At 71.8% G+C, this 21,289-nt stretch carries 14 protein-coding genes; 11 read left to right on the plus strand and 3 right to left on the minus strand.

Translation table 11 applies throughout. From position 1 onward, the window contains the following. Positions 1 to 177: 177 nt before the first annotated feature. Positions 178 to 1,095 (plus strand): aminoglycoside phosphotransferase family protein, encoded by a 918-nt coding sequence (locus tag EV284_RS20440; RefSeq protein ID WP_130336152.1) that lies wholly within the window; start codon positions 178 to 180, stop codon positions 1,093 to 1,095. Between the two features lie 130 nt (positions 1,096 to 1,225). Here EV284_RS20440 and EV284_RS20445 read toward each other — a convergent pair whose 3' ends face one another. The 3 genes from EV284_RS20445 to EV284_RS20455 all read right to left on the minus strand — a co-directional run bounded on the left by EV284_RS20445 (position 1,226) and on the right by EV284_RS20455 (position 7,597). After that, a complete protein-coding gene (locus EV284_RS20445; RefSeq protein ID WP_130336154.1) occupies positions 1,226 to 2,653 on the minus strand; it encodes an alkaline phosphatase family protein in 1,428 nt (475 codons plus the stop codon). A gap of 271 nt (positions 2,654 to 2,924) precedes the next feature. Next, positions 2,925 to 5,069, minus strand: a complete 2,145-nt coding sequence (locus EV284_RS20450; RefSeq protein ID WP_242625766.1) for a family 16 glycoside hydrolase — start codon at positions 5,067 to 5,069, stop codon at positions 2,925 to 2,927. Positions 5,070 to 5,119: 50 nt separating this feature from the next. Then, a complete protein-coding gene (locus tag EV284_RS20455) occupies positions 5,120 to 7,597 on the minus strand; it encodes a ThuA domain-containing protein (RefSeq protein WP_207229083.1) in 2,478 nt (825 codons plus the stop codon). A gap of 208 nt (positions 7,598 to 7,805) precedes the next feature. Here EV284_RS20455 and EV284_RS20460 point away from each other — a divergent pair, with 208 nt between their 5' ends. The 10 genes from EV284_RS20460 (at position 7,806) to EV284_RS20505 (ending at position 21,279) form a co-directional block, all read left to right on the plus strand. Then, positions 7,806 to 8,777, plus strand: coding sequence for a multicopper oxidase domain-containing protein (locus tag EV284_RS20460; RefSeq protein ID WP_130336524.1), 972 nt, complete (start codon positions 7,806 to 7,808; stop codon positions 8,775 to 8,777). Positions 8,778 to 8,925: 148 nt separating this feature from the next. Continuing rightward, positions 8,926 to 10,107 (plus strand): ROK family transcriptional regulator, encoded by a 1,182-nt coding sequence (locus EV284_RS20465; RefSeq protein WP_130336158.1) that lies wholly within the window; start codon positions 8,926 to 8,928, stop codon positions 10,105 to 10,107. Between the two features lie 134 nt (positions 10,108 to 10,241). Further along, positions 10,242 to 11,759: a sugar ABC transporter ATP-binding protein gene (locus tag EV284_RS20470; RefSeq protein ID WP_130336160.1), complete on the plus strand. Its 1,518-nt coding sequence runs from the start codon at positions 10,242 to 10,244 to the stop codon at positions 11,757 to 11,759. Beyond that, a complete protein-coding gene (locus tag EV284_RS20475; RefSeq protein WP_130336162.1) occupies positions 11,756 to 12,775 on the plus strand; it encodes an ABC transporter permease in 1,020 nt (339 codons plus the stop codon). The genes EV284_RS20470 and EV284_RS20475 overlap by 4 nt, the downstream gene beginning before the upstream one ends. A 17-nt stretch (positions 12,776 to 12,792) precedes the next feature. Further along, complete coding sequence (locus EV284_RS20480; RefSeq protein ID WP_130336164.1) at positions 12,793 to 13,845, plus strand: substrate-binding domain-containing protein; 1,053 nt, start codon at positions 12,793 to 12,795, stop codon at positions 13,843 to 13,845. A gap of 58 nt (positions 13,846 to 13,903) precedes the next feature. After that, entirely contained in the window at positions 13,904 to 15,091 is a 1,188-nt protein-coding gene (locus EV284_RS20485; protein ID WP_130336166.1) for a Gfo/Idh/MocA family oxidoreductase, read from the plus strand. A gap of 20 nt (positions 15,092 to 15,111) precedes the next feature. After that, entirely contained in the window at positions 15,112 to 16,110 is a 999-nt protein-coding gene (locus EV284_RS20490) for a sugar phosphate isomerase/epimerase family protein (RefSeq protein WP_130336168.1), read from the plus strand. Between the two features lie 150 nt (positions 16,111 to 16,260). Continuing rightward, entirely contained in the window at positions 16,261 to 18,738 is a 2,478-nt protein-coding gene (locus EV284_RS20495) for a PQQ-dependent sugar dehydrogenase (RefSeq protein WP_130336170.1), read from the plus strand. Between the two features lie 14 nt (positions 18,739 to 18,752). Continuing rightward, positions 18,753 to 20,081 carry a ThuA domain-containing protein gene (locus EV284_RS20500; RefSeq protein ID WP_130336172.1) on the plus strand — a complete coding sequence of 443 codons (1,329 nt, stop codon included), beginning with the start codon at positions 18,753 to 18,755 and terminating at the stop codon, positions 20,079 to 20,081. Between the two features lie 79 nt (positions 20,082 to 20,160). Beyond that, positions 20,161 to 21,279 (plus strand): inositol-3-phosphate synthase, encoded by a 1,119-nt coding sequence (locus EV284_RS20505; protein WP_130336174.1) that lies wholly within the window; start codon positions 20,161 to 20,163, stop codon positions 21,277 to 21,279. The last annotated feature ends 10 nt before the right edge of the window (positions 21,280 to 21,289 follow it).

Consider the following 21,289-nt stretch of genomic DNA (forward strand, 5'->3'; position numbering starts at 1 on the left):
CATCCGGGCTAAGGCCCTTCGTCCCGGTCAGGCCGCCCTCGTCCGACGGCGCCTTCTCGGCCGAGGGCGCCGACGCGAGGGGGGAGCCGAGGACCGACGACAAGGCCGCCGCGGAGGTGCGCCCCGCGACTCCGGCAAGATCCGGAAGACGCGCCCCAGGCGCTAACGTGGCTCCCCATGACAGTCACCGGGACGGACATCACGGCGGACCTGATCCGGGATCTGCTGCGCGAGCAGCACCCCGACCTGGCGGAACGCCCCCTGAAGCTCGGCGCGCTCGGCTGGGACAACCAGGTGTGGCGGCTCGGGGACGACCTCGCCGTCCGCCTGCCCTGGGCCACCGAGTCGGCGGACGCGCTGCTGCGCAAGGAGCACGCCTGGCTGCCGCTCCTCGCCGAGGGCCTGCCCCTGCCGATCCCCGTACCGCAGCGCCTCGGTGAACCCTCCGACCGCTTCCCGAGACCCTGGCTCGTCACCACCTGGGTACCCGGTGAGCCCGCCGACCGCGCCCCCGCGACCCGCCCCGACGAAGCGGCCGACACTCTCGCCGCCTTCCTGACCGCCTTTCACCGCCGCGCCCCCGAACAGGCCCCGGTGGGCCGGGACCGAGGGGGCCGGCTGGCCGGCTTCGCGGAAGCCTTCACGGGCTCGCTCGCCCGGGCCACCGAGCTCGGCCTCGTCGAGAACCCCGACGCCGTCCGCGCCGTCTGGGAGGACGCGGCCGCCGCCCCCGCCTGGACCGGCCCCCGCCTCTGGCTCCACGGCGACCTGCACCCCGCCAACGTCCTCACCCGCGACGGCACCTTCTCCGGCGTCATCGACTTCGGCGACCTCTTCGCCGGCGACCCCGCCTTCGACCTCGCCTCCGCCTGGATCCTCCTCCCGGACGGCGCCGTCGACCGCTTCCACGCCGCCTACCTCCCGGCCCCGGACCCCGCCACCCTCCGCCGCGCCCGCGGCTGGGCCGTCCTCCGCGCCCTGGCGGGCCTCCACATCGGCCACGCGGGCGACGAGGGCCGCCCCGGCGGCAAACCGACCTGGGGCCCACCGGGTCGGGCGTCTTTGCGGCGGCTCACGGAGTCGGTCCGGTACTGAGGCGGCCGAGGGGTCGACGCGTGCCCCCCCGGTGCGTCGCTGGGGGAGCGGCCGGTGCACTGACGGAGCCGGTGCCGCGGACGGCACCTGCCCGGACGGCTCAGCCGCGGACGGCCTCCGCCCGGGCGGCTCACACGTGCGGCCGGCGCCCGTGTTCCTGGTGCGGGAAGGTCTGGTCCGCGCCCGGCAGCGTCGGCTTCGGCAGCGTGGCCACCTCCTCCTGCGCCTTCTCGAGCTGCTCCGCCGTGTCGTCCGGCAGGCGCGGTGCGTGCGGGCGGCCGGAGCGGAAGCGGAAGGCGCTGGTGAAATCGCCGAAGGCGGAACGGCGCCAGTCGCTGATGTTGGGCTCCTCCACCCCGGTGAAGCGCTCCAGGAACTGCAGTGCCGAGGTGTGGTCGAAGGCTTCCGTGGCGACCCAGCCCCCCACGGTCCAGGGCGAGATCACGATCGCCGGCACCCGGAAACCACCGCCGATGGGCAACCCCTGCACGAACTCGTCCGGCGTTCCCGCGGGCGGCACCGGCGGCGGCACGTGGTCGAACAGGCCGTCGTTCTCGTCGTAGTTGAGGATGAACGCGGTCTTGCGCCACACCTTCGGGTTGGACGCGATCGCCTCGATCTTCGAGGCCACGAAGTCCGCGCCGGCCGCCGGGAGATAGTCCGGGTGCTCCGACTGGTGGCCGGTCGGCATGATCCAGGAAACCGCCGGGAGCCGGTCGTTGCGGGCGTCGTCCTCGAAGGTGCCCTCGGGCTGCGGACGCACCCCGCGCTCGTACAGCTCCGAGCCGGGCGCGGCGTTCTTGAACGGGGCGAACTGCTCCAGCATGTTGCAGCCGTAGTCGTCGTCCTGCTGGTACACCTTCCAGCTCACGCCGGCCGCCTGGAGCCGCTCGGCGTAGGTGGTCCACTGGTACGGCTTGGGCGCCGAGTTCTTCAGGACCGGGCCGCCCTTCGTGCCGCCGGGGTCGATCGAACCGGTCATCCACATCAGCCGGTTGGGCCAGGTCGGGCCGAACACCGAGCAGAAGTAGTTGTCGCAGATGGTGAAGGTCTCGGCGAGCGCGAACTGGAACGGGATGTCCTCGCGCGTGTAGTAGCCCATCACATACGGGCCGTTGACGCCGTCGGCCGCGCGGTGGGCGGGGAGCCACTGATCCATCCTGCCGTTGTTCCACGCCTGGTGCTGCACGGACCAGGAATGGCTGGTGGACGGGATGGCCTGGGCGCTGGAGGAGTGGGTGTCGAGGTGGAAGGGCAGCAGGTAGCCCTTGGGGTTCACCGCGTCGGGCTGGTAGAACACGCTGCGCCCGTTGTCCAGCTTGAGGGCGTGCGGGTCGGCGAAGCCCCGGACCCCGGACAGGGTGCCGAAGTAGTGGTCGAACGACCGGTTCTCCTGCATCAGCAGGACCACGTGCTCGATGTCGCGCAGCGAACCGCGCCTGGGCGGCCCGGCGGCGACGGCCTTCTGGACGCTCGGCGGCAGCAGGGACAGAGCCGCGGCGCCACCCAGCGCGCCCGCGGCCGATCCCAGGACTCTACGGCGGGTCAACTCGGCCATGGTCGTCCCTTCTTGAGCGCGGTGGGCGCTCCGGCGGAGTATCGGTCCGCCCGGCCGGGAAGCCGGGCCGTCCCTCACTCTCCGCCCCTCCCGCCGGGACGCGTCAGGGGAGGGCGGTGAACATGCGGCCAACGCGCGGGAACGGCTTGACCAGCCCGTGACCGTCAACACCGAGAGGTCACAGGCGAGTTGCCGCACGTTCGGAGAAGCCGGCCGGCAGCCGGGGAAAGCCCCCACCGCCGAAGCGGTGAGGGCCCCACGGTCCCGCCGCCTACAACTCCTGGATCCGGATGTCGCGGTACGAGATCACGTCCGACGTGCTGTGCACCTGGAGCCCGATGTACCCGGTCGCATAGCGCCGGCCGTCGGTGCCGGGGTCACCGTCGCGGGGCGGGGTGAAGACCTGTCCGCCGACGTTGTCGAACTCGTTGATGACGGCACCGTTGCGCAGGATCGTGAAGTGCTGGCCCTCCGCGCGGATCTCGTAGTCGTTCCAGGTGCCCTTGGGGGTGACTCCCGCGCCGCCCAGGCCCACCCGGTCGAAGCCGTAGACCGAACCCGTCTTGTACATGTCGCCCGTCGGGCTGTCCAGGATCTGGATCTCATGCCCGTAGTTGATGGCGACCCACTCGGGCCGGGACTCCTCCGGGTGGTTGTGCACGTTCGGGAACCGGATGAACACCCCGCCGTTGGCGTTGCCCGTGCCCGGAGCGTCGTCGCGGAAGCGGAGCTTGAGCGAGAAGTCGCCGTACTTGTGCTCCGGGAACCACAGCATGCCCATACCCGGCACGGTCGTGCTGCTCGTGATGGCGCCGTCGCCGGTCAGGGCGAACTGCCCGCCGCCGACCTGCTCCCACTTGGACAGGGACGCCTGCGTGCCGTCGAACAGATCGCGATAGCCCGCTGTCCGGCCGGGCTTGCCGATCTTCGACTGCTTGGCCGCCTTGGTGATCTTGTTGAACTCGCGCTGGTCGATCAGACCGTCCGCGAGGAGCCCGTCGAGCACGCCGTCGACATGCTTGAGGAACAGCGCCTGCGACGACCAGTCCTTCTCGTCCTCGATCAGCTCGTTGATCGTGCACCGGCTGCGGGTCATCCGGTTCGGCACACCGGTGTCGACCGTGCCGACGATGACGGTCAGCCGCTCGTCGTACTCGGGACAGTTCGGCGCCGGGACGCCACCGCCCTGCGCGACCGTGAAGGTGACGCTCTTCGCGGCAGAGGTGTTCCCCGCCTTGTCCGTCGCCCGGTACGCCACCGTGTGGAAGCCGAGCCGGTCCACGACCACGGGCGCCGAGTACGCCAGGTACGGGCCCTGGTCCAGGGAGTACTCGACCCGGGCCACCCCGGACGCGGAGTCCGACGCGTTGACGGTGACCTTGGCGCTGGTGACGTACGCGCCGTTCGAGTTCCGCGTGCCGCTCAGGGTCGCCGAGGTCTCCGGCGGGGTCGTGTCCTCGGCGGGCGGGGCCACGACCTTGAAGCTCACGGACTTCTCGGCCGCCGCGTTCCCCGCCTTGTCGGTCGCCCGGTAGCGCACGGTGTGCGAGCCGGCCGCGTGCACCATCACCGGCGCGGTGTACGGCTGCCAGGCGCCGTCCGCCCCGAGCGCGTACTCGATGGTGTTGACGCCGGAACCGGTGTCCGAGGCGGTCACGGTCACCGTGGCCATGGTCAGGTAGTCGCCGTCGGCGTCCTTCTCGCCGCTCACCGTCGCGGAGGTCTCCGGCGCGGTCGTGTCGTCCGTCGGCGGGGCGACCACGCCGAAGGTCACGGACTGCTCGGCGGCCACGTTGCCCGCCTGGTCGGTGGCGCGGTAGCGCACGGTGTGCGAGCCGACCTGGTCGACGACCACCGGCGCGGTGTACGCCTGCCACGGACCGTCGGCGCCGACCGCGTACTCGACCGACCTCACGCCGGACGCGTCGTCCGACGCGGAGACGGTGACCGTGGCCGAGCCGACGTAGGCGCCGTCGGCGTTCCTCTGCCCCTCGACCTTGGCCGAGGCGGTCGGCGCCGTGGTGTCCTCGCCGCCGGGCTCGGTCACCGTGAGGATGCCCTGCATCTGGCCGTGGCCGGGGATGCTGCAGAAGTAGCGGTAACGGCCGGGCGTCAGGGTGACGTCGACGGTGTGCTTGCCGCCGCTGTCGTCACCGGGGTTGGCCAGGATGTTCACCGGCACGTCGTGGTTGTACTCGGGGTCCGACACGTCGAACGTCAGGGTGTGCGGCATGCCGATGTCGTTGCCGGTCGCGGCGCTGTTCTCGAAGACGAGGGTCGCCGCGCCGGCCACCGCCGTCGTCGGGAAGCTCGCGTACCGGTCGGTGCGGGAGCTCGCCGTCCAGGTCAGGACCTGGGCCGCCGCCGCGCGGTCGCCGTCCCGTCCGTACGCGGCCGTCGAGGTGAGCCCCAGCATCAGCAGCAGCGCGCCCAGCAGCGCGGTGTACAGGCGCAGAGGTCGATGTCTCACTGTGCCGCCTTCCTGGCCAGATCCTTCGCGGCGGGCGTGGCCGCGCCGCCGGTGTACGTCACGCGCCACAGCGCGGACTGGGAGTCGGAGGTGAAGAAGCCGCGGCCGTAGTCGAGGACGTAGAGCGAACCGTCCGGGGCGAACTTCCAGTCCATCAGGTTGCGTATGCCGCCCTGCCCGACCGGGATGATCTTCTTCAGCGACTCGGCCGTGACGGGCAGGCCGCCCTTGCCGACCGTCTTCGGGTCGGTGAGCACCGCGTGGCGCGGGTTGTCCGCGTCGTAGAAGTCACCGACGAACCACTTGCCGTCCCAGTACGCGGGCCACGCGCCGGCGCCTGCCTTCGCCGCGTCGTAGCGGTAGACCGGGCCGTCCATGGTGGCCTGGCCGCCTCCCTTCAGCCACGGCAGGAGGTAGGTGGCCTCCTCGTTCCTGTAGCTGGGCACGCCCGCCGCGTCGCGCGGGAAGTCGGGGGCGCCTCCCTGCGGCGAGTACCAGATGGTGTTGCCGGTGACGGGCGGCAGGTTCACCAGGCCGTCGTTGTTCGGCGACTCGTTCTTCGGGGCGTCGCAGTCGTACCAGCCCAGCGGCTTGGCCGGGTCCGGCAGATTGCGGTCGCGGTAGGGCTGCTTGTTGCCCATGCAGAACGGCCAGCCGTGGTTGCCCGCCTTGGTGATCGCGGCGAACGTGTCGTACTTCGCCGGACCCCAGGTGGTGCTCGGCGCACCCGCGTCGGGGCCGACCCAGCCCGCGTAGAGGATGTCGGTCTTCTTGTCGACGGAGATCCGCGCCGGGTTCCGCACACCCATCACGTAGATCTCGCCCCGGGTCTTGCCGCCGCCCTCGTCCTGCTCCTTGCCGGTGAAGAGGTTGCCCTCGGGCAGCGTGTACGTGCCGTCCGGCTCCGGGTGGACGCGCAGGATCTTGCCGTTGAGGTTGTGAGTGTTGCCCGCGGTGCGGCGGGCGTCGGCGAAGGAGAGGCCCTTGTAGTTCGGCTGCGGGTTGTTGCCGGAGTAACCGTCGCTGAATCCGGAGGAGTTGTTGTCACCGGTGGCGATGTAGAGGTTGCCCTTGGAGTCCCAGGCCATCCCGCCGCCCGCGTGACAGCAACTGTGGACCTGTACGGGCCACTTGAGGAGGACCTTCTCGGAGGACAGGTCGAGCTTGTTGGTGGCGCGGTCCAGCGTGAAGCGGGAGACGCGGCGTTCGGCCACCTGCTTGTCGCGGTCGAGGCCGGAGTGCGGGGTGTAGTGCAGGTACACCCAGCCGTTGGACTCGAAGCCGGGGTCCAGCTCGATGCCGAGCAACCCCTCCTCGACCTTGACCAGTTCGTCGCCGCCGCCCTTGTTGCCGAAGACGGTGAGGGCGCCCGCGAGCGTGACCTTCTTCGTGGCGGGGTCGTAGACGTGGATCTGTCCTATGCCCTTGCCGATGTCGGGGTCGTTCCAGTCGGTGACGACCGGCCCCCCGTTGGTGCCGCCGCCCCGGCCGATGTACAGCACCCGTCCGTCGGGCGCCACGACCAGTCCGTGCGGCTCGCCGATCTGGTCCTGCTGGCCGGGCTGGTTCGGCTGAGTGACGCGCACCGCCGAGTAGTTGGCGTCGATCGTGGCCTTGCAGTCGGCGCGCGAGAGCCGGGTGGTCCACAGCAGGGCGCCCCGAAGATGGTCGCGGAAGTCGGTCTCCGCGAACGACTCCACCGTGCCGCCCATGCCCGTGTAGAAGGACCGGCCGCCGGAGTAGTCCCGGCACCAGGAGACCGGGTGGTCGGCCCCGTTGGCCCCGGTGCCCGGCCGATAACTGCTCTCCCGGACCTTGGCGACGGTGTGCACCTTGCCGGTCGGGTTGCTCGCCCAGTTGAACCACTTGTCGGGCCGCTTCCACTCCAGCGGCAGCCCCTTGGTGGCCGGATGACTCCGGTCCGGGACCTCCACCGTGGCCCGCTGTACGGCGGCGGGGCTCCCGCTCGCGGGACGGGCGCCGATCAGACCGGTGAACCAGTCGGAGTACGGCTCCGTCCGCGCCGCGTCATGGATGCCGAGGAAGCCGCCGCCGGCCTTCAGATACGCCTCCAGACCCGCCTCCTGCTCGGGATCGAGTACATCCCCGCCACCGGTCAGGAACACCACCGCGTTGAAGGTGCCCAGCCGCTTGTCGTTGGTGAAGACCGAGGCGTCGTCCGTCGCCACGGTCTGGAAACGCTGATCCTCGGGCCCGGTCAGACCGATGGACTCGATCGCCTCGATACCGGCGTCGACGGTCGGTGACTCCTCGGTGGCCGAGGCGTGGAAGACGAGCACTTTGACGTGTCTGCCGCCCGGCGGCGACGGCAGCGCCGACGCCTTCGGCTCCGGGAACGGACTGGCCGTGGCCGCGGTGCCGCCGCTCAGCAGGGATGCCGCCAGGGCTCCGGCCGCCAGGGCCGCCGCCGCCGCCCGCCGGGATCTCGACCGGTGATGTGGTGCGCTCTGCATGGGTCACCCACCCTCCGTGGTCTCAGCAACAGCGCCAGAAGCTAGACGTCTTTCACCGGCCCGCCAATAGCTATGGACGGAATCTCACCAACTTTGTCCTGGGTGTGGATAAACGCGAGGGGCGCCTCTACCGTGGCCGTCCCCGGGGGCCCGCCCCCGCCCGTCTCCTCACAGCACCCCGCACAGGACTGGAGAGACCGGTATGGCTCTGGACAGAAGGACTTTCGGACGACGACTGCTCGCCGGCGGTGTGGTCGCCGCCACCGGTACGGCAACGTTGTCGGTGGCCTCCGCCCCCTCGGCCGCGGAACCCTCACCGCCCACCGCTCCGGCAGGCGGCCAGGTGCGCCACCTCAAGCTCTACGCCGAGAAGCTGCCGGGCGGACAGCTCGGCTACGGCCTCGAGAAGGGCAAGGCGACGGTGCCGGGACCGCTCATCGAGCTGGTCGAGGGCGACACCCTGCACATCGAGTTCGAGAACCTCACCGACGCCGACGCCAGCCTGCACGTCCACGGCGTCGACTACGACATCGCCAACGACGGCACCCGGATGACGGGCAGTCATGTCGAGTCCGGCGGTACCCGCACCTACACCTGGCGCACCCACGCCCCCGGCCGCCGCAAGGACGGCACCTGGCAGCCGGGCAGCGCCGGTTACTGGCACTACCACGACCACGTCGTGGGCACCGACCACGGAACCGGCGGCATTCGCAAGGGCCTGTACGGCCCCGTCGTCGTACGCCGGAAGGGCGACCTCCTGCCGGACAAGCAGTTCACGATCGTCTTCAACGACATGACGATCAACAACAGGACGGCGGGAGAGACCCCGGACTTCGAGGCCACGGTGGGCGAGCGCGTCGAGATCATCATGATCACGCACGGCGAGTACTACCACACCTTCCACCTGCACGGTCACCGCTGGGCCGACAACCGCACGGGCCTGCTGACCGGTCCCGACGATCCCAGCCGGATCGTCGACAACAAGATCACCGGGCCCGCCGACTCCTTCGGCTTCCAGGTCGTCGCGGGCGAACACGTAGGCGCGGGCGCCTGGATGTACCACTGCCACGTCCAGAGCCACTCCGACATGGGGATGGCCGGACTGTTCCTGGTGGCGAAGCCCGACGGCACCGTACCGGGCCACACCGGACACCACACCGCCGCGCACCAAGCCCACTGACGCCCCCCGAGTCTTTGTCCTGTGAGTGGAGAAAGTGAGCACGAATTTCCGCGCTACTTCTTCCCAGCCCCGGCAGCCGCTGCTACGTTCCCCCCGAAAGAACGCGACGGACGGCCGGTACCGAGGCGGGGAGGGACTCGTGAGACGCATGACGGCACGACCCGCCAACGCCCACCAGGCCCGGCTGCTCCGCATGCTGCGCGACAAGGGTCCCCACTCCCGCGCCCAGCTCGGCGACCAGATCGAACTGTCCCGGTCCAAGCTGGCCGTGGAGGTGGACCGGCTCCTGCAGACCGGCCTCATCGTGGCCGACGGACTCGCCGCCTCGCGCGGCGGGCGCCGTTCCCACAATCTGCGGCTCGCGCCGAACCTGCGCTTCCTCGGCATCGACATCGGCGCGACCTCGGTCGACGTCGCCGTCACCAACGCCGAACTCGAAGTGCTGGGGCACCTCAACCAGCCCATGGATGTACGCGAGGGCCCGGTCGCGGTCTTCGAGCACGTCCTCGCCATGGCGGCCAAGCTCCGCTCCTCCGGGCTCGTGGAGGGGTTCGACGGCGCCGGCATCGGCGTACCGGGCCCCGTCCGCTTCCCGGAGGGGGTGCCGGTCGCCCCGCCGATCATGCCGGGCTGGGACGGCTTCCCCGTGCGGGAGGCGCTCAGCCAGGAACTCGGCTGCCCCGTCATGGTCGACAACGACGTGAACCTGATGGCCATGGGGGAGCAGCACGCGGGCGTCGCCCGCACGGCAGCCGACTTCCTCTGCGTCAAGATCGGCACCGGCATCGGCTGCGGCATCGTCGTCGGCGGCGAGGTCTACCGGGGGGCGACGGGCAGCGCGGGCGACATCGGACACATCCAGGCCGTACCCGACGGCCGCGCCTGCGCCTGCGGCAACCGGGGCTGCCTGGAGGCCCACTTCAGCGGCGCGGCGCTCGCCCGCGACGCCATGGAGGCGGCCGGTCAGGGGCTCTCGGCCGAACTCGCCTCCCGCCTGGAGACGCACGGCACCCTGAGCGCCGTCGACATCGCGGCCGCGGCCGCCGCCGGCGACACCGTCTCGCTCGACCTCATCCGGGAGGGCGGCACCCGCACCGGCCAGGTCATCGCGGGCCTGGTCAGCTTCTTCAACCCCTCTCTCGTGGTGATCGGCGGCGGGGTGACCGGCCTCGGCCACACCCTGCTCGCCGCGATCCGCACCCAGGTCTACCGCCAGTCGCTGCCGCTCGCGACCGGCAACCTGCCCATCGTCCTCGGTGAGCTGGGCCAGAACGCCGGAGTCATCGGCGGCGCCCGTCTCATCAGCGACCACCTGTTCTCCCCCGCGTGACCACGCCGCCCGGCACCCCGCCGGACGGCCCGCAGGAAACAGCGCCACCGCACCGCTCAGCTCTGCCCCGGTCCGCCCCGTCCACCGGCGTACCGCCCTGAAACAGGCCCGCACGCCCGCCGAGGGGAATCCACATGGCACCCGAACCACCCCTGCTCAGCATGACCGGCATCACCAAGGCGTTCCCCGGCGTCCGGGCACTGGACGGTGTCGACCTCGACGTGCAGGAGGGCGAGGTGCACTGCCTGCTCGGCCAGAACGGCGCGGGCAAGTCCACCCTCATCAAGGTCCTCGCCGGCGCCCATCAGCCCGACACCGGAACCATCCAGTGGCGCGGCGACCCCGTCACCCTCCGCTCGCCCCTGGCCGCGATGCGCCTCGGCATCGCCACCATCTACCAGGAACTCGACCTGGTGGAGCACCTGTCGGTCGCCGAGAACATCCACCTGGGCCACGAACCCACCAGGGCGGGCTTCGTCCTACGGCGGCGCGCCGCACGCACCTCGACGGCCGCGCTGCTGCGGCGACTCGGGCACTCCGAGATCGAACCGGGGCGCCTGGTAGGGGAGTTGTCGGCGGCACAGCAGCAGATCGTCTCCATGGCGCGGGCGTTGTCCCACGACGTACGCCTCATCGTGATGGACGAGCCGTCCGCCGCCCTCGACCCCGACGAGGTCGACAACCTCTTCCGCGTGGTCACCGGACTCACCGCCGAGGGAGTCGCGGTCGTGTACATCTCGCACCGGCTGGACGAGATCCGCCGCATCGGCGACCGCGTGACCGTACTGAAGGACGGGCGGGCGGTGGCCCGCGGGCTGCCCGCCAGGACCACGCCGACCCGCGAGGTCGTCACCCTGATGACGGGCCGCGACGTGGAGTACGTCTTCCCTCCGCGTCCAGCCGAACCTGCGCTCGGCGAACCGGCGCTGGAGGTGCGGGGCCTCGCCCGCGGCGGTGAGTTCGACCCGCTCGACCTCGTGGTGCGGCCGGGCGAGATCGTCGGCGTCGCCGGGCTCGTCGGCTCCGGCCGCTCGGAGATCCTGGAGACGGTCTACGGCGCCCGCAAGCCCGACGCCGGGCACGTCCTGGTCGGCGGCCGGCCGGTCCGGCCCGGCAGCGTACGCGCCGCCGTACGCGCCGGGATCGGGCTTGCCCCCGAGGAACGCAAGGCGCAGGCCCTGCTCATGCTGGAGTCCGTCACCCGCAACGTCTCGGTGTCCACCCTCTCCCGCTTCGCCCGCGCCGGCTGGATCGACCGGCGTGCCGAACTGGGCGCCGCGCGTGCCGCGACCCGCGAGCTGTCGTTGCGCCCGGACAACCCGGCCGTCCCCGTCCGCACCCTCTCCGGCGGCAACCAGCAGAAGGCCGTCCTCGCCCGCTGGCTGCTGCGCGGCTGCCGGGTGCTGCTGCTGGACGAGCCCACCCGCGGCGTGGACGTCGGCGCCCGCGCCGAGCTGTACGCGGTGGTCCGCCGGCTCGCCGACGAGGGCCTCGCCGTACTGCTGGTCTCCAGCGAGGTCCCCGAGGTCCTCGGCCTGGCCGACCGTGTCCTGGTGCTCCGGGAGGGCCACGTCGTCCACGAGGCACCCGCCCGCGAACTCGACGAGCACCGCGTACTCGACCTCGTCATGGAAGGAAGCCCGGCGTCATGACGCAGCCCGTCTCCCCGCCCCGGTACGACAGCGGCAAGGCGCCCGCGGCCGCGCGGCCCCCCGCCTGGCGCACGCTCGCTGCCCGCGCCGACGTCCGCACCCTCTCCCTGCTCGGCGTCCTCGCCGTCCTGATCGTGATCGGCGGGGTAACCAAGCCGGACGAGTTCCTCGACACCCGCAACCTGCAACTCGTCCTCACCCAGGCGTCCGTGATCGGTGTCGTCACCGTGGGCATGACCTTCGTCATCACCTCCGGCGGCATCGACCTGTCGGTCGGCGCGATCGTCGCCCTCGCCTCGGTGTGGGCGACCACGGTGGCGACCCAGGAGTACGGGTTCGCGGGCATCCTCTTCACGGCGCTCGCCGTCGGCGTGGGCTGCGGCCTGGTCAACGGCCTCCTCGTCGCCTACGGCGCCATGGTCCCCTTCATCGCCACCCTGGCCATGCTCGCCTCGGCACGCGGACTCGCCCTCCAGATCACCGACGGACGCACCCAGATCGTCACCGTCGACTCCGTCCTCAGTCTCGGCGAGCGGGACGCCTACGTCCTCGGCATCCCGCCGCTGGTCCTGGTCTTCGCCGTCGTCACCGTCATCGGCTGGCTCGTGCTGAACCGGACCACCTTCGGCCGCCGCACCGTCGCGGTCGGCGGCAACGCGGAGGCGGCCCGGCTGGCCGGCATCGACGTCCGCCGCCAGCGCCTCTACCTCTACCTGCTCTCCGGCCTGTGCTGCGGCATCGCGGCCTTCCTGCTGATCGTCCTGGCCGGCTCGGGCCAGAACACCAACGGCAACCTCTACGAACTCGACGCCATCGCCGCCGCCATCATCGGCGGCACCCTGCTCAGCGGCGGCCGGGGCACCATCACCGGCTCGGTGCTGGGAGTGCTGATCTTCACCACGATCACCGACATCTTCGCCCTGAACAACCTGCAGAGCGACGTCCAGCAGATCGCCAAGGGCGCGATCATCGTCGCCGCCGTGCTGGTCCAGCGCCGTACCGCGAGCACGACCTGAGGAAAGGGTTCACCGCCATGCGACCGACCGCACCGACATCCCTGACCAGCCGCAGAGGGCTCCTGTTCGGCACCGCCGCCGTCGGCGCCGGGGCCTTCCTCGCCGGGTGCACGAGCAACGAACCCAAGGACGAGAAGACCGCCGCCGAGGACCGGCCCGCCGACGACAAGCCCGGCAAGCACGTCACCATCGGCTTCGCCGGCCCACAGGCCGACCACGGCTGGCTCAACGCCATCAACGACAACGCCAAGCGACGCGCCCGCACCTACTCCGACGTCACCCTGGAGATCACCGAGGGCTCCAACGACACCGCCGCCCAGATCGGGCAGATCGAGACCCTCATCAACAAGAAGGTCGACGTCCTGGTGGTCCTGCCCGCCGACGGCAAGGCCCTCACCCAGGTCGGCCTCAAGGCCATGCGCGCCGGCATCCCGGTCGTCAACCTCGACCGCGTCTTCAACACCCCCCAGGCGTACCGCTGCTGGATCGGCGGCGACAACTACGGCATGGGCCTGAACGCCGGGCACTACATCGGCGAGAAGCTCAAGGACACCCCCGACGCCCGGGTCGTGGAGCTGGCCGGCCTGGACAACCTGGAGCTGACCAAGCAGCGCACCAAGGGCTTCGACGACGCCCTGAAGAACTACCCCAACATCCGCAAGGTGGCCCGCCAGGCGGCCGACTTCACCGTGGAGTCCGGCCAGGCCAAGATGGCCCAACTCCTCCAGGCGCAGCGCAAGTTCGACGCCCTGTGGAACCACGACGACGATCAGGGCGTGGGCGCGCTGCGTGCCGTGGAACAGGCGGGCCGGGACGGCTTCCTCATGGTCGGCGGCGCCGGCGCGCTCTCCGCGTTCCAGGCCATCAAGCGCGACGACGGCGTGCTGAAGGCGACCGTCCTCTACCCGCCCACCATGTCCGCCTCCGCCATCGACCTCGCCCGCGCACTCGGCCAGGGCAAGGGCGTGGGCGGCATGGCCGAGTACGAGATCCCGGCCTCCGTCACGCTCTACTCCGCCGTCGTCGACAAGGACAACGTCGAGCGGTACATGCCCACCGGCTTCCGGTGACCGGCCCCCGCCCCACCCGCACGGCACCCCGTACGAGGACGAGGAGAGGACCCACCGCATGGCAGCGCCGCAGAGTTCAGCAGGGGACGGCACCCGGCCCGGCGTCGAGGACAAGCCGCCGTTGCGCATCGGGATGGTCGGTTACGCCTTCATGGGCGCCGCCCACTCCCAGGGCTGGCGGACGGCGGGCCGCGTCTTCGACCTGCCCCGCGAACCGGTCCTGTCCGTGCTGTGCGGCCGGGACGCCGACGCCGTCCGCGCCGCCGCCGAGCGCCACGGCTGGGCGGCCACCGAGACCGACTGGCGCGCGCTGATCGCCCGCGACGACGTCGACCTGGTCGACATCTGCACCCCCGGCGACAGCCATGCCGAGATCGCCCTCGCCGCGCTCGCGGCCGGCAAGCACGTGCTGTGCGAGAAGCCGCTGGCCAACACCGTCGAGGAGGCGGAGGCGATGACGGAGGCGGCGGAAGCGGCGTACACCCGGGGGAAGTTGGCCATGGTCGGCTTCAACTACCGCCGAGTGCCCGCCGTCGCCCTCGCCCGGAGGATGATCACCGAGGGGCGGCTCGGCACCCTGCGCCACATCCGGGTGAGCTACCTCCAGGACTGGCTGGTCGACCCGGAGTTCCCGCTGACCTGGCGGCTGCGCAAGGAGGCGGCCGGTTCGGGCGCGCTCGGGGACCTGGGGGCCCATGTCATCGACGTCGCCCAGTACCTGGCGGGGGAGCGGCTCGCCGGGGTGTCCGCGCTCACCGAGACCTTCGTACGCCGACGGCCCCTGCCCGAGGGCGGCTCGGGCCCGGTGACGGTGGACGACGCCGCCGTGTTCACGGGCCGGTTCGCCTCCGGCGCGCTGGCCTCCTTCGAGGCGACGCGGTACGCCACCGGCCGCAAGAACGCCCTGCGCATCGAGCTGAACGGTGAACAAGGCTCCCTCGCCTTCGACTTGGAACGGCTGAACGAGCTGTCCTTCCACGACGGCACCGAACCGGGCGCGCACGCCGGGTTCCGCCGCATCCTGGTGACCGAGCCCGACCATCCCTACCTGGACGCCTGGTGGCCGCCGGGCCACGGCCTCGGCTACGAGCACACCTTCGTCCACCAGGCCCGCGACCTCGTGCACGCCATCGCCGAGGGCCGCAGGCCGGTTCCCTCGTTCGCCGACGGCCTGGAGGTCCAACGGGTGCTCGCCGCCGCGGAGGAGAGCGCGGCGAAGAACTCCGTGTACACCCCGATCGTCTGAAGTCCCGGGAGGGCTGCCCGATGCCGCGTACGTTCACCCTGTTCACCGGTCAGTGGGCCGACCTGCCGTTGGAGGAGGTCTGCCGCCTCGCCCGCGACTTCGGCTACGACGGACTCGAACTGGCCTGCTGGGGCGACCACTTCGAGGTCGACAAGGCTCTCGCGGACCCGTCCTACCTCGCCTCGCGCCATCAGCTCCTCGACAAGTACGGCCTGAAGTGCTGGGCCGTCTCCAACCACCTGGTCGGCCAGGCCGTCTGCGACGCCATCATCGACGAACGCCACCAGGCGATCCTGCCCGCCCGGATCTGGGGCGACGGCGACGCCGAGGGCGTACGGCGGCGGGCGGCGGCCGAGATCGCGGACACCGCCCGGGCGGCCGCCGCCTTCGGCGTGGGCACCGTCGTCGGCTTCACCGGCTCCGCCATCTGGCACCTCGTCGCCATGTTCCCGCCCGCCCCCGAGACGATGATCGAGCGGGGCTACCAGGACTTCGCCGAGCGCTGGAACCCGATCCTGGACGTCTTCGACGCCGAGGGCGTGCGGTTCGCCCACGAGGTCCACCCCAGCGAGATCGCCTACGACTACTGGACGACGCGGCGGGCCCTGGAGGCGGTCGGACACCGGGCCGCCTTCGGGCTCAACTTCGACCCCTCCCACTTCGTGTGGCAGGACCTGGACCCGGTCGGCTTCCTGTGGGACTTCCGGGACCGGATCTACCACGTGGACTGCAAGGAGGCCCGCAAGCGCCTGGACGGCCGCAACGGCCGGCTCGGCTCCCACCTCCCCTGGGGCGACCCGCGCCGGGGCTGGGACTTCGTCTCGGCCGGACACGGCGACGTCCCCTGGGAGGACGTGTTCCGGATGCTGGCCTCCATCGGCTACCGGGGGCCCGTCTCCGTCGAGTGGGAGGACGCCGGCATGGACCGGCTCCAGGGCGCCCCCGAAGCCCTGGCCCGCCTCAAGGCGTACGACTTCGACCCGCCGTCGGCCTCGTTCGACGCGGCGTTCGGCCACTGACGCTCCCCAACGGCCACCGACTCCCCACCGCCCACCGACTCCCCACCGCCCACCGACTCCCCACCGGTCCCCGACTCTCCCCACCGGGATGACGGCGCATCCCGGCGCACCCCCACCCGCCCGTACAACCCGCTTCTTCTGGAGGCATCCGTGCACGGGAACGACCGCCCCACCGGTACTCCGAGCCGCCGACCACGCCTGCGCACCGCTCTCGCCCTCGCCTGCGGCGCGCTCCTCATCGGCGCCACCCCCGCCCTCACCGCCCCCGGCGCTGCCGCCGCCGACCGCGACGGTGCCGCCGCCGAGGACTTCCAGCAGGTCACCCTCGCCCGCGGCGAGGCGGAGGTCGGCGAGCCCATGAGCCTCGCCGTCCTGCCCGACCGCTCGGTCCTGCACACCTCCCGCGACGGCGAGCTCCGCCTCACCGACGCCACCGGCACCACCCGCACCGCGGGCAAGCTCGCCGTCTACTCCCACGACGAGGAGGGCCTGCAAGGCGTCGGCGTCGACCCGCACTTCACGGACAACCGGTTCGTCTACCTCTACTACGCGCCCCCCATGGACACCCCGTCCGGCGACGCCCCCGAGACCGGCACCGCCGCCGACTTCGCGCCCTTCGACGGCGTCAACCGGCTCTCCCGCTTCGTCCTGAAGGCCGACGGCACCCTGGACGCCGCCAGCGAGAAGAAGATCCTGGAGGTGCCGACCTCGCGCGGCATCTGCTGTCACGTCGGCGGCGACATCGACTTCGACAAGGACGGCAACCTCTACCTGTCGACCGGCGACGACTCCAACCCCTTCCAGTCCGACGGCTTCACCCCCATCGACGAACGCGCGGACCGCAACCCGGCCTTCGACGCCCAGCGCACCGCCGGCAACACCAACGACCTGCGCGGCAAGATCCTGCGGATCAAGGTGCGGGACGACGGCTCCTACACCGTCCCCGACGGCAACCTCTTCGCCCCCGGCACCGCGAGGACCCGCCCGGAGATCTACGCCATGGGCTTCCGCAACCCGTTCCGCTTCAGCGTCGACAAGGAGACCGGCGTCCTCTACGTCGGCGACTACGGCCCCGACGCCGGTGCCGCCGACCCCGCCCGAGGCCCCGGCGGACAGGTCGAGTTCGCCCGCGTCACCGGCCCCGGCAACTTCGGCTGGCCCTACTGCACCGGGAAGAACGACGCCTACGTCGACTACGACTTCGCCACGAAGACCTCCGGCGCGGCCTTCGACTGCGCCGCACCGAGGAACGACTCCCCGCACAACACCGGCCTCACCGACCTGCCCCCGGCCCAGGCGGCCTGGCTGCCCTACGACGGCGCGTCCGTGCCGGAGTTCGGTGATGGCTCCGAGTCCCCGATGGGCGGCCCCGTCTACCACTACGACCCCGCCCTCGACTCGCCCGTGAAGTTCCCCGAGGCCTACGACGGGGACTTCTTCGCCGGTGAGTTCGGCCGCCGCTGGATCAAGCGCATCGAGACCGGCGCGGACGGTGCCGTGCAGTCGATCAACGCCTTCCCCTGGACCGGCACCCAGGTGATGGACATGGCCTTCGGCCCCGACGGCGCGCTGTACGTCCTGGACTACGGCACGGCCTGGTTCGGCGGCGACGACAATTCCGCCCTCTACCGCATCGAGAACGCCACCGGCGGACACTCGCCCGTGGCCGTGGCCGCCGCCGACAAGACCTCCGGGCAGGCCGCGCTGAAGGTCCGCTTCTCCTCGGCCGGCACCACCGACCAGGACGGCGACACCCTCACCCACCACTGGGACTTCGGCGACGGCACCGGCTCCACCGCCGCCAACCCCACCCACACCTACCGGCAGAACGGCACCTACACCGCCACCCTGACCGCCAAGGACCCCTCCGGCCGCACCGGCAGCGCCGCCGTACGCGTCGTCGTCGGCAACACCGCCCCCACCGTGACCCTGCGACTCCCGCAAGACGGACAGCTGTTCAGCTTCGGTGACGCTGTCCCCTTCACGGTCGGGGTCACCGACCCCGAGGACGGCCAGGACATCGACTGCTCCAAGGTCACCGTCCACTTCATCCTCGGCCACGACACCCACGGCCACCCGCTGACCTCCGCCAAGGGCTGCTCCGGCACCATCCAGACCACCGCCGACGGCGGACACGACGAGAACGAGGACATCTTCGGCGTGTTCGACGCCGAGTACACCGACAACGGAGGCGGCGGCCAGGCCGCTCTCACCTCCCACGACCAGAACGTCACCCAGCCCCGCCACCGCCAGGCCGAGCACTACACCGGCTCCTCGGGCGTCACCCTCCAGTCCAAGGACACCGCCCACGGCGGCAAGACCGTCGGCGACATCCACTCCGGAGACTGGATCTCCTTCACCCCCTACGCGCTGGGCAACGCCAAGAAGATCTCCGCACGCGTCTCCTCCGGCGGTGCCGGCGGCACCCTGGAGATCCGCGCCGGATCGGCCAAGGGCACCCTGCTCGGCAAGGCCACCGTGCCGGTGACGGGCGGCTGGGAGACCTTCCAGGACGTCAGCGCCGGCCTGTCCCGCGCGCCGAAGGCCACGACCACGCTCTTCCTCGTCTTCAAGGGCGGCACCGGCGCCCTCTTCGACGTGGACGACTTCACCTTCACCACCGGCTGAGCGGAGGGCACCCCATGCGCACCACACGCCTGCTCACCACCACCGCCCTGGGCGCCGCACTGCTGCTCGGCTGCGTCACCGGCCCGGCCGCCGCGAAGCCCGCCGAGACCGGACGGGTCCTGGTCTTCTCCAAGACCGCCGGCTTCCGCCACGACTCCATCCCCGACGGCATCGCGGCCGTACGGCAGCTCGGCGCGACGGACGGCCTCACGGTCGACGCCACCGAGGACGCCACCGCCTTCACCACCCGCAACCTGCGCCGCTACGACGCCGTCGTCTTCCTCTCCACCACCGGCGACGTCCTCGACTCCGCCCAGCAGCGCGCCTTCGAGGGCTACATCCGCCAGGGCGGCGGCTACGTCGGCGTCCACGCGGCCGCCGACACCGAGTACGACTGGCCGTTCTACGGCGGCCTCGCCGGAGCCTGGTTCGACTCGCACCCGGCGATCCAGCCCGCCACGGTCGTCGTCGAGGACCACGCCCACCCCTCGACCGCCGCCCTGCCCGTCCGGTGGGAACGCACCGACGAGTGGTACAACTACCGCTCCAACCCGCGCGAACGCGCCCACGTCCTGGCCTCGCTGGACGAATCCTCGTACACGGGCGGCACCATGAGCGGCGACCACCCGATCGCCTGGTGCCAGAGCTACCAGGGCGGCCGCGCCTTCTACACCGGAGGCGGCCACACCCGCGACTCCTACGCCGACCCCGCCTTCCGCGCCCACCTGCTGGGCGGTCTCCGCTGGGCCACCGGCGCCGCCCAGGCCGACTGCCGCCCGGAGAACGGCTACCGCCGCCTCTTCGACGGCACCTCGCTGGACGGCTGGCGGCAGGCGGGACCGGGCTCCTTCACCCTGTCCGCCGACGGCACGCTCACCTCGTCCGGGGGCATGGGCCTGCTCTGGTACGCCGCCTCGGGCTTCTCGTCGTACTCCCTGAAGCTCGACTGGAAGATCACCGGGGACGGCAACTCGGGCGTGTTCGTCGGCTTCCCGCCCTCCGACGACCCCTGGTCCGCCGTGGACAACGGCTACGAGGTCCAGATCGACGCCACCGACGTCCCGGAGAAGACCACCGGCTCGGTGTACGGCTTCCAGTCCGCCGACCTGGCCGCACGGGACCGTGCGCTGAACCCGCCGGGGGAGTGGAACACCTACGAGATCCGGGTCGAGGGCGAGCGTCTGCGGATCTGGCTCAACGGGGTGCCGGTGAACGACTTCACCAACACCGACCCCGCCCGCAGTCTGCGGGACGGCCACATAGGCATCCAGAACCACGGTGCCGACGACCAGGTGTCGTTCCGGGACGTCCGGATCAAGGAACTGCCCGTGCGGGGGCGCTGAAGCGACGGCGGGCGGGGCACGCCGTAGCCCCGCCCGCCGTCTCCCGTCCCTGACCAGCACGCCCCCAAGGAGGCCGACCATGTCTACGTCCAGTCCCGCCGGCGTCTGGCTCATCGGCGCCCGAGGCTCGGTGGCGACCACCGCGGTCGCGGGCTGCGCCGCGCTGTCGGCCGGCCTGCACCCACCGTCCGGCATGCTCACGGAGACACCCCTCTTCGCCGACTGCGGCCTGCCGGGGCTCGCCTCCCTCGTCTTCGGCGGCCACGACACGCTGGACTGCCCGCTGCCGAAACGAGCCGAGGAACTCGCCGCGGGCGGCGTCCTCCCGCACGGCCTCCCCTCCGCGGTGGCCGCCGAACTCGCGGCCGCCGACTCCGAGATCCGCCCCGGTGGCCCGCTCCGCCACGACGACCGCGACCAGGAGGAGCTGATCGAGGCGTTCACGGCCGACATCCGCGACTTCACGGCACGGCGGGCCCCGGCCGGAACGGTCGTCGTCAACGTGGCCTCCACCGAGCCCGCCGCCGAGGGCGACACCCTCCCGCCCAGCTCGCTCTACGCGGCCGCCGCCCTCCGCGCCGGCTGCCCCTACGTCAACTTCACCCCCTCCACCGGCCTCCACCACCCGTCCCTCGCCGCACCCCTGGCGCGGAGCCGCCTGCCGTACGCCGGCCGGGACGGCAAGACCGGCCAGACCCTGCTGCGCTCGGTACTCGGCCCGATGTTCGCCAGGCGCGCCCTCGACGTCCGCGCCTGGTCCGGTACCAACCTGCTCGGCGGCGGCGACGGCGCGGCCCTGGCCGACCCGGCCGCGGCCGCCGCCAAGAACGCGGGCAAGGAACGCGTCCTCGCCGACACCCTCGGCGCCCCGGTCCAGGGCCAGGTCCACATCGACGACGTCCCCGCCCTCGGCGACTGGAAGACCGCCTGGGACCACATCGCCTTCGACGGCTTCCTCGGCACCCGCATGGTCCTCCAGACCATCTGGCAGGGCTGCGACTCGGCCCTCGCCGCACCGCTGGTCCTCGACCTGGCCCGGCTGATGCTCCGGGCGCGGGAGGCGGGGGTCTCGGGAGCGGTGGGTGAGCTGGGGTTCTACTTCAAGGACCCGGTGGGGGAGGGAGCCGCGGGGCTCGGGGAGCAGTACGTCGCACTGGGCGACCTCGCGGCTCGGCTGCGGGTGGGGGAGACGCGGTGACGGGGGAGGG

Origin of the sequence: Streptomyces sp. BK022 (genome assembly GCF_004217355.1) — a bacterium.
GTDB classification, from domain to species: Bacteria; Actinomycetota; Actinomycetes; order Streptomycetales; family Streptomycetaceae; genus Streptomyces; species Streptomyces griseoluteus.

Coding starts and splice junctions, on each gene's coding strand:
- EV284_RS20480 (WP_130336164.1), top strand. CDS start 12,793: ATGCGACCGACCGCACCGACATCCCTGACCAGCCGCAGAGGGCTCCTG.
- EV284_RS20485 (WP_130336166.1), top strand. CDS start 13,904: ATGGCAGCGCCGCAGAGTTCAGCAGGGGACGGCACCCGGCCCGGCGTC.
- EV284_RS20440 (WP_130336152.1), top strand. CDS start 178: ATGACAGTCACCGGGACGGACATCACGGCGGACCTGATCCGGGATCTG.
- EV284_RS20475 (WP_130336162.1), top strand. CDS start 11,756: ATGACGCAGCCCGTCTCCCCGCCCCGGTACGACAGCGGCAAGGCGCCC.
- EV284_RS20445 (WP_130336154.1), bottom strand. CDS start 2,653: ATGGCCGAGTTGACCCGCCGTAGAGTCCTGGGATCGGCCGCGGGCGCG.
- EV284_RS20465 (WP_130336158.1), top strand. CDS start 8,926: ATGACGGCACGACCCGCCAACGCCCACCAGGCCCGGCTGCTCCGCATG.
- EV284_RS20505 (WP_130336174.1), top strand. CDS start 20,161: ATGTCTACGTCCAGTCCCGCCGGCGTCTGGCTCATCGGCGCCCGAGGC.
- EV284_RS20500 (WP_130336172.1), top strand. CDS start 18,753: ATGCGCACCACACGCCTGCTCACCACCACCGCCCTGGGCGCCGCACTG.
- EV284_RS20490 (WP_130336168.1), top strand. CDS start 15,112: ATGCCGCGTACGTTCACCCTGTTCACCGGTCAGTGGGCCGACCTGCCG.
- EV284_RS20450 (WP_242625766.1), bottom strand. CDS start 5,069: ATGCTGGGGCTCACCTCGACGGCCGCGTACGGACGGGACGGCGACCGC.
- EV284_RS20455 (WP_207229083.1), bottom strand. CDS start 7,597: ATGCAGAGCGCACCACATCACCGGTCGAGATCCCGGCGGGCGGCGGCG.
- EV284_RS20470 (WP_130336160.1), top strand. CDS start 10,242: ATGGCACCCGAACCACCCCTGCTCAGCATGACCGGCATCACCAAGGCG.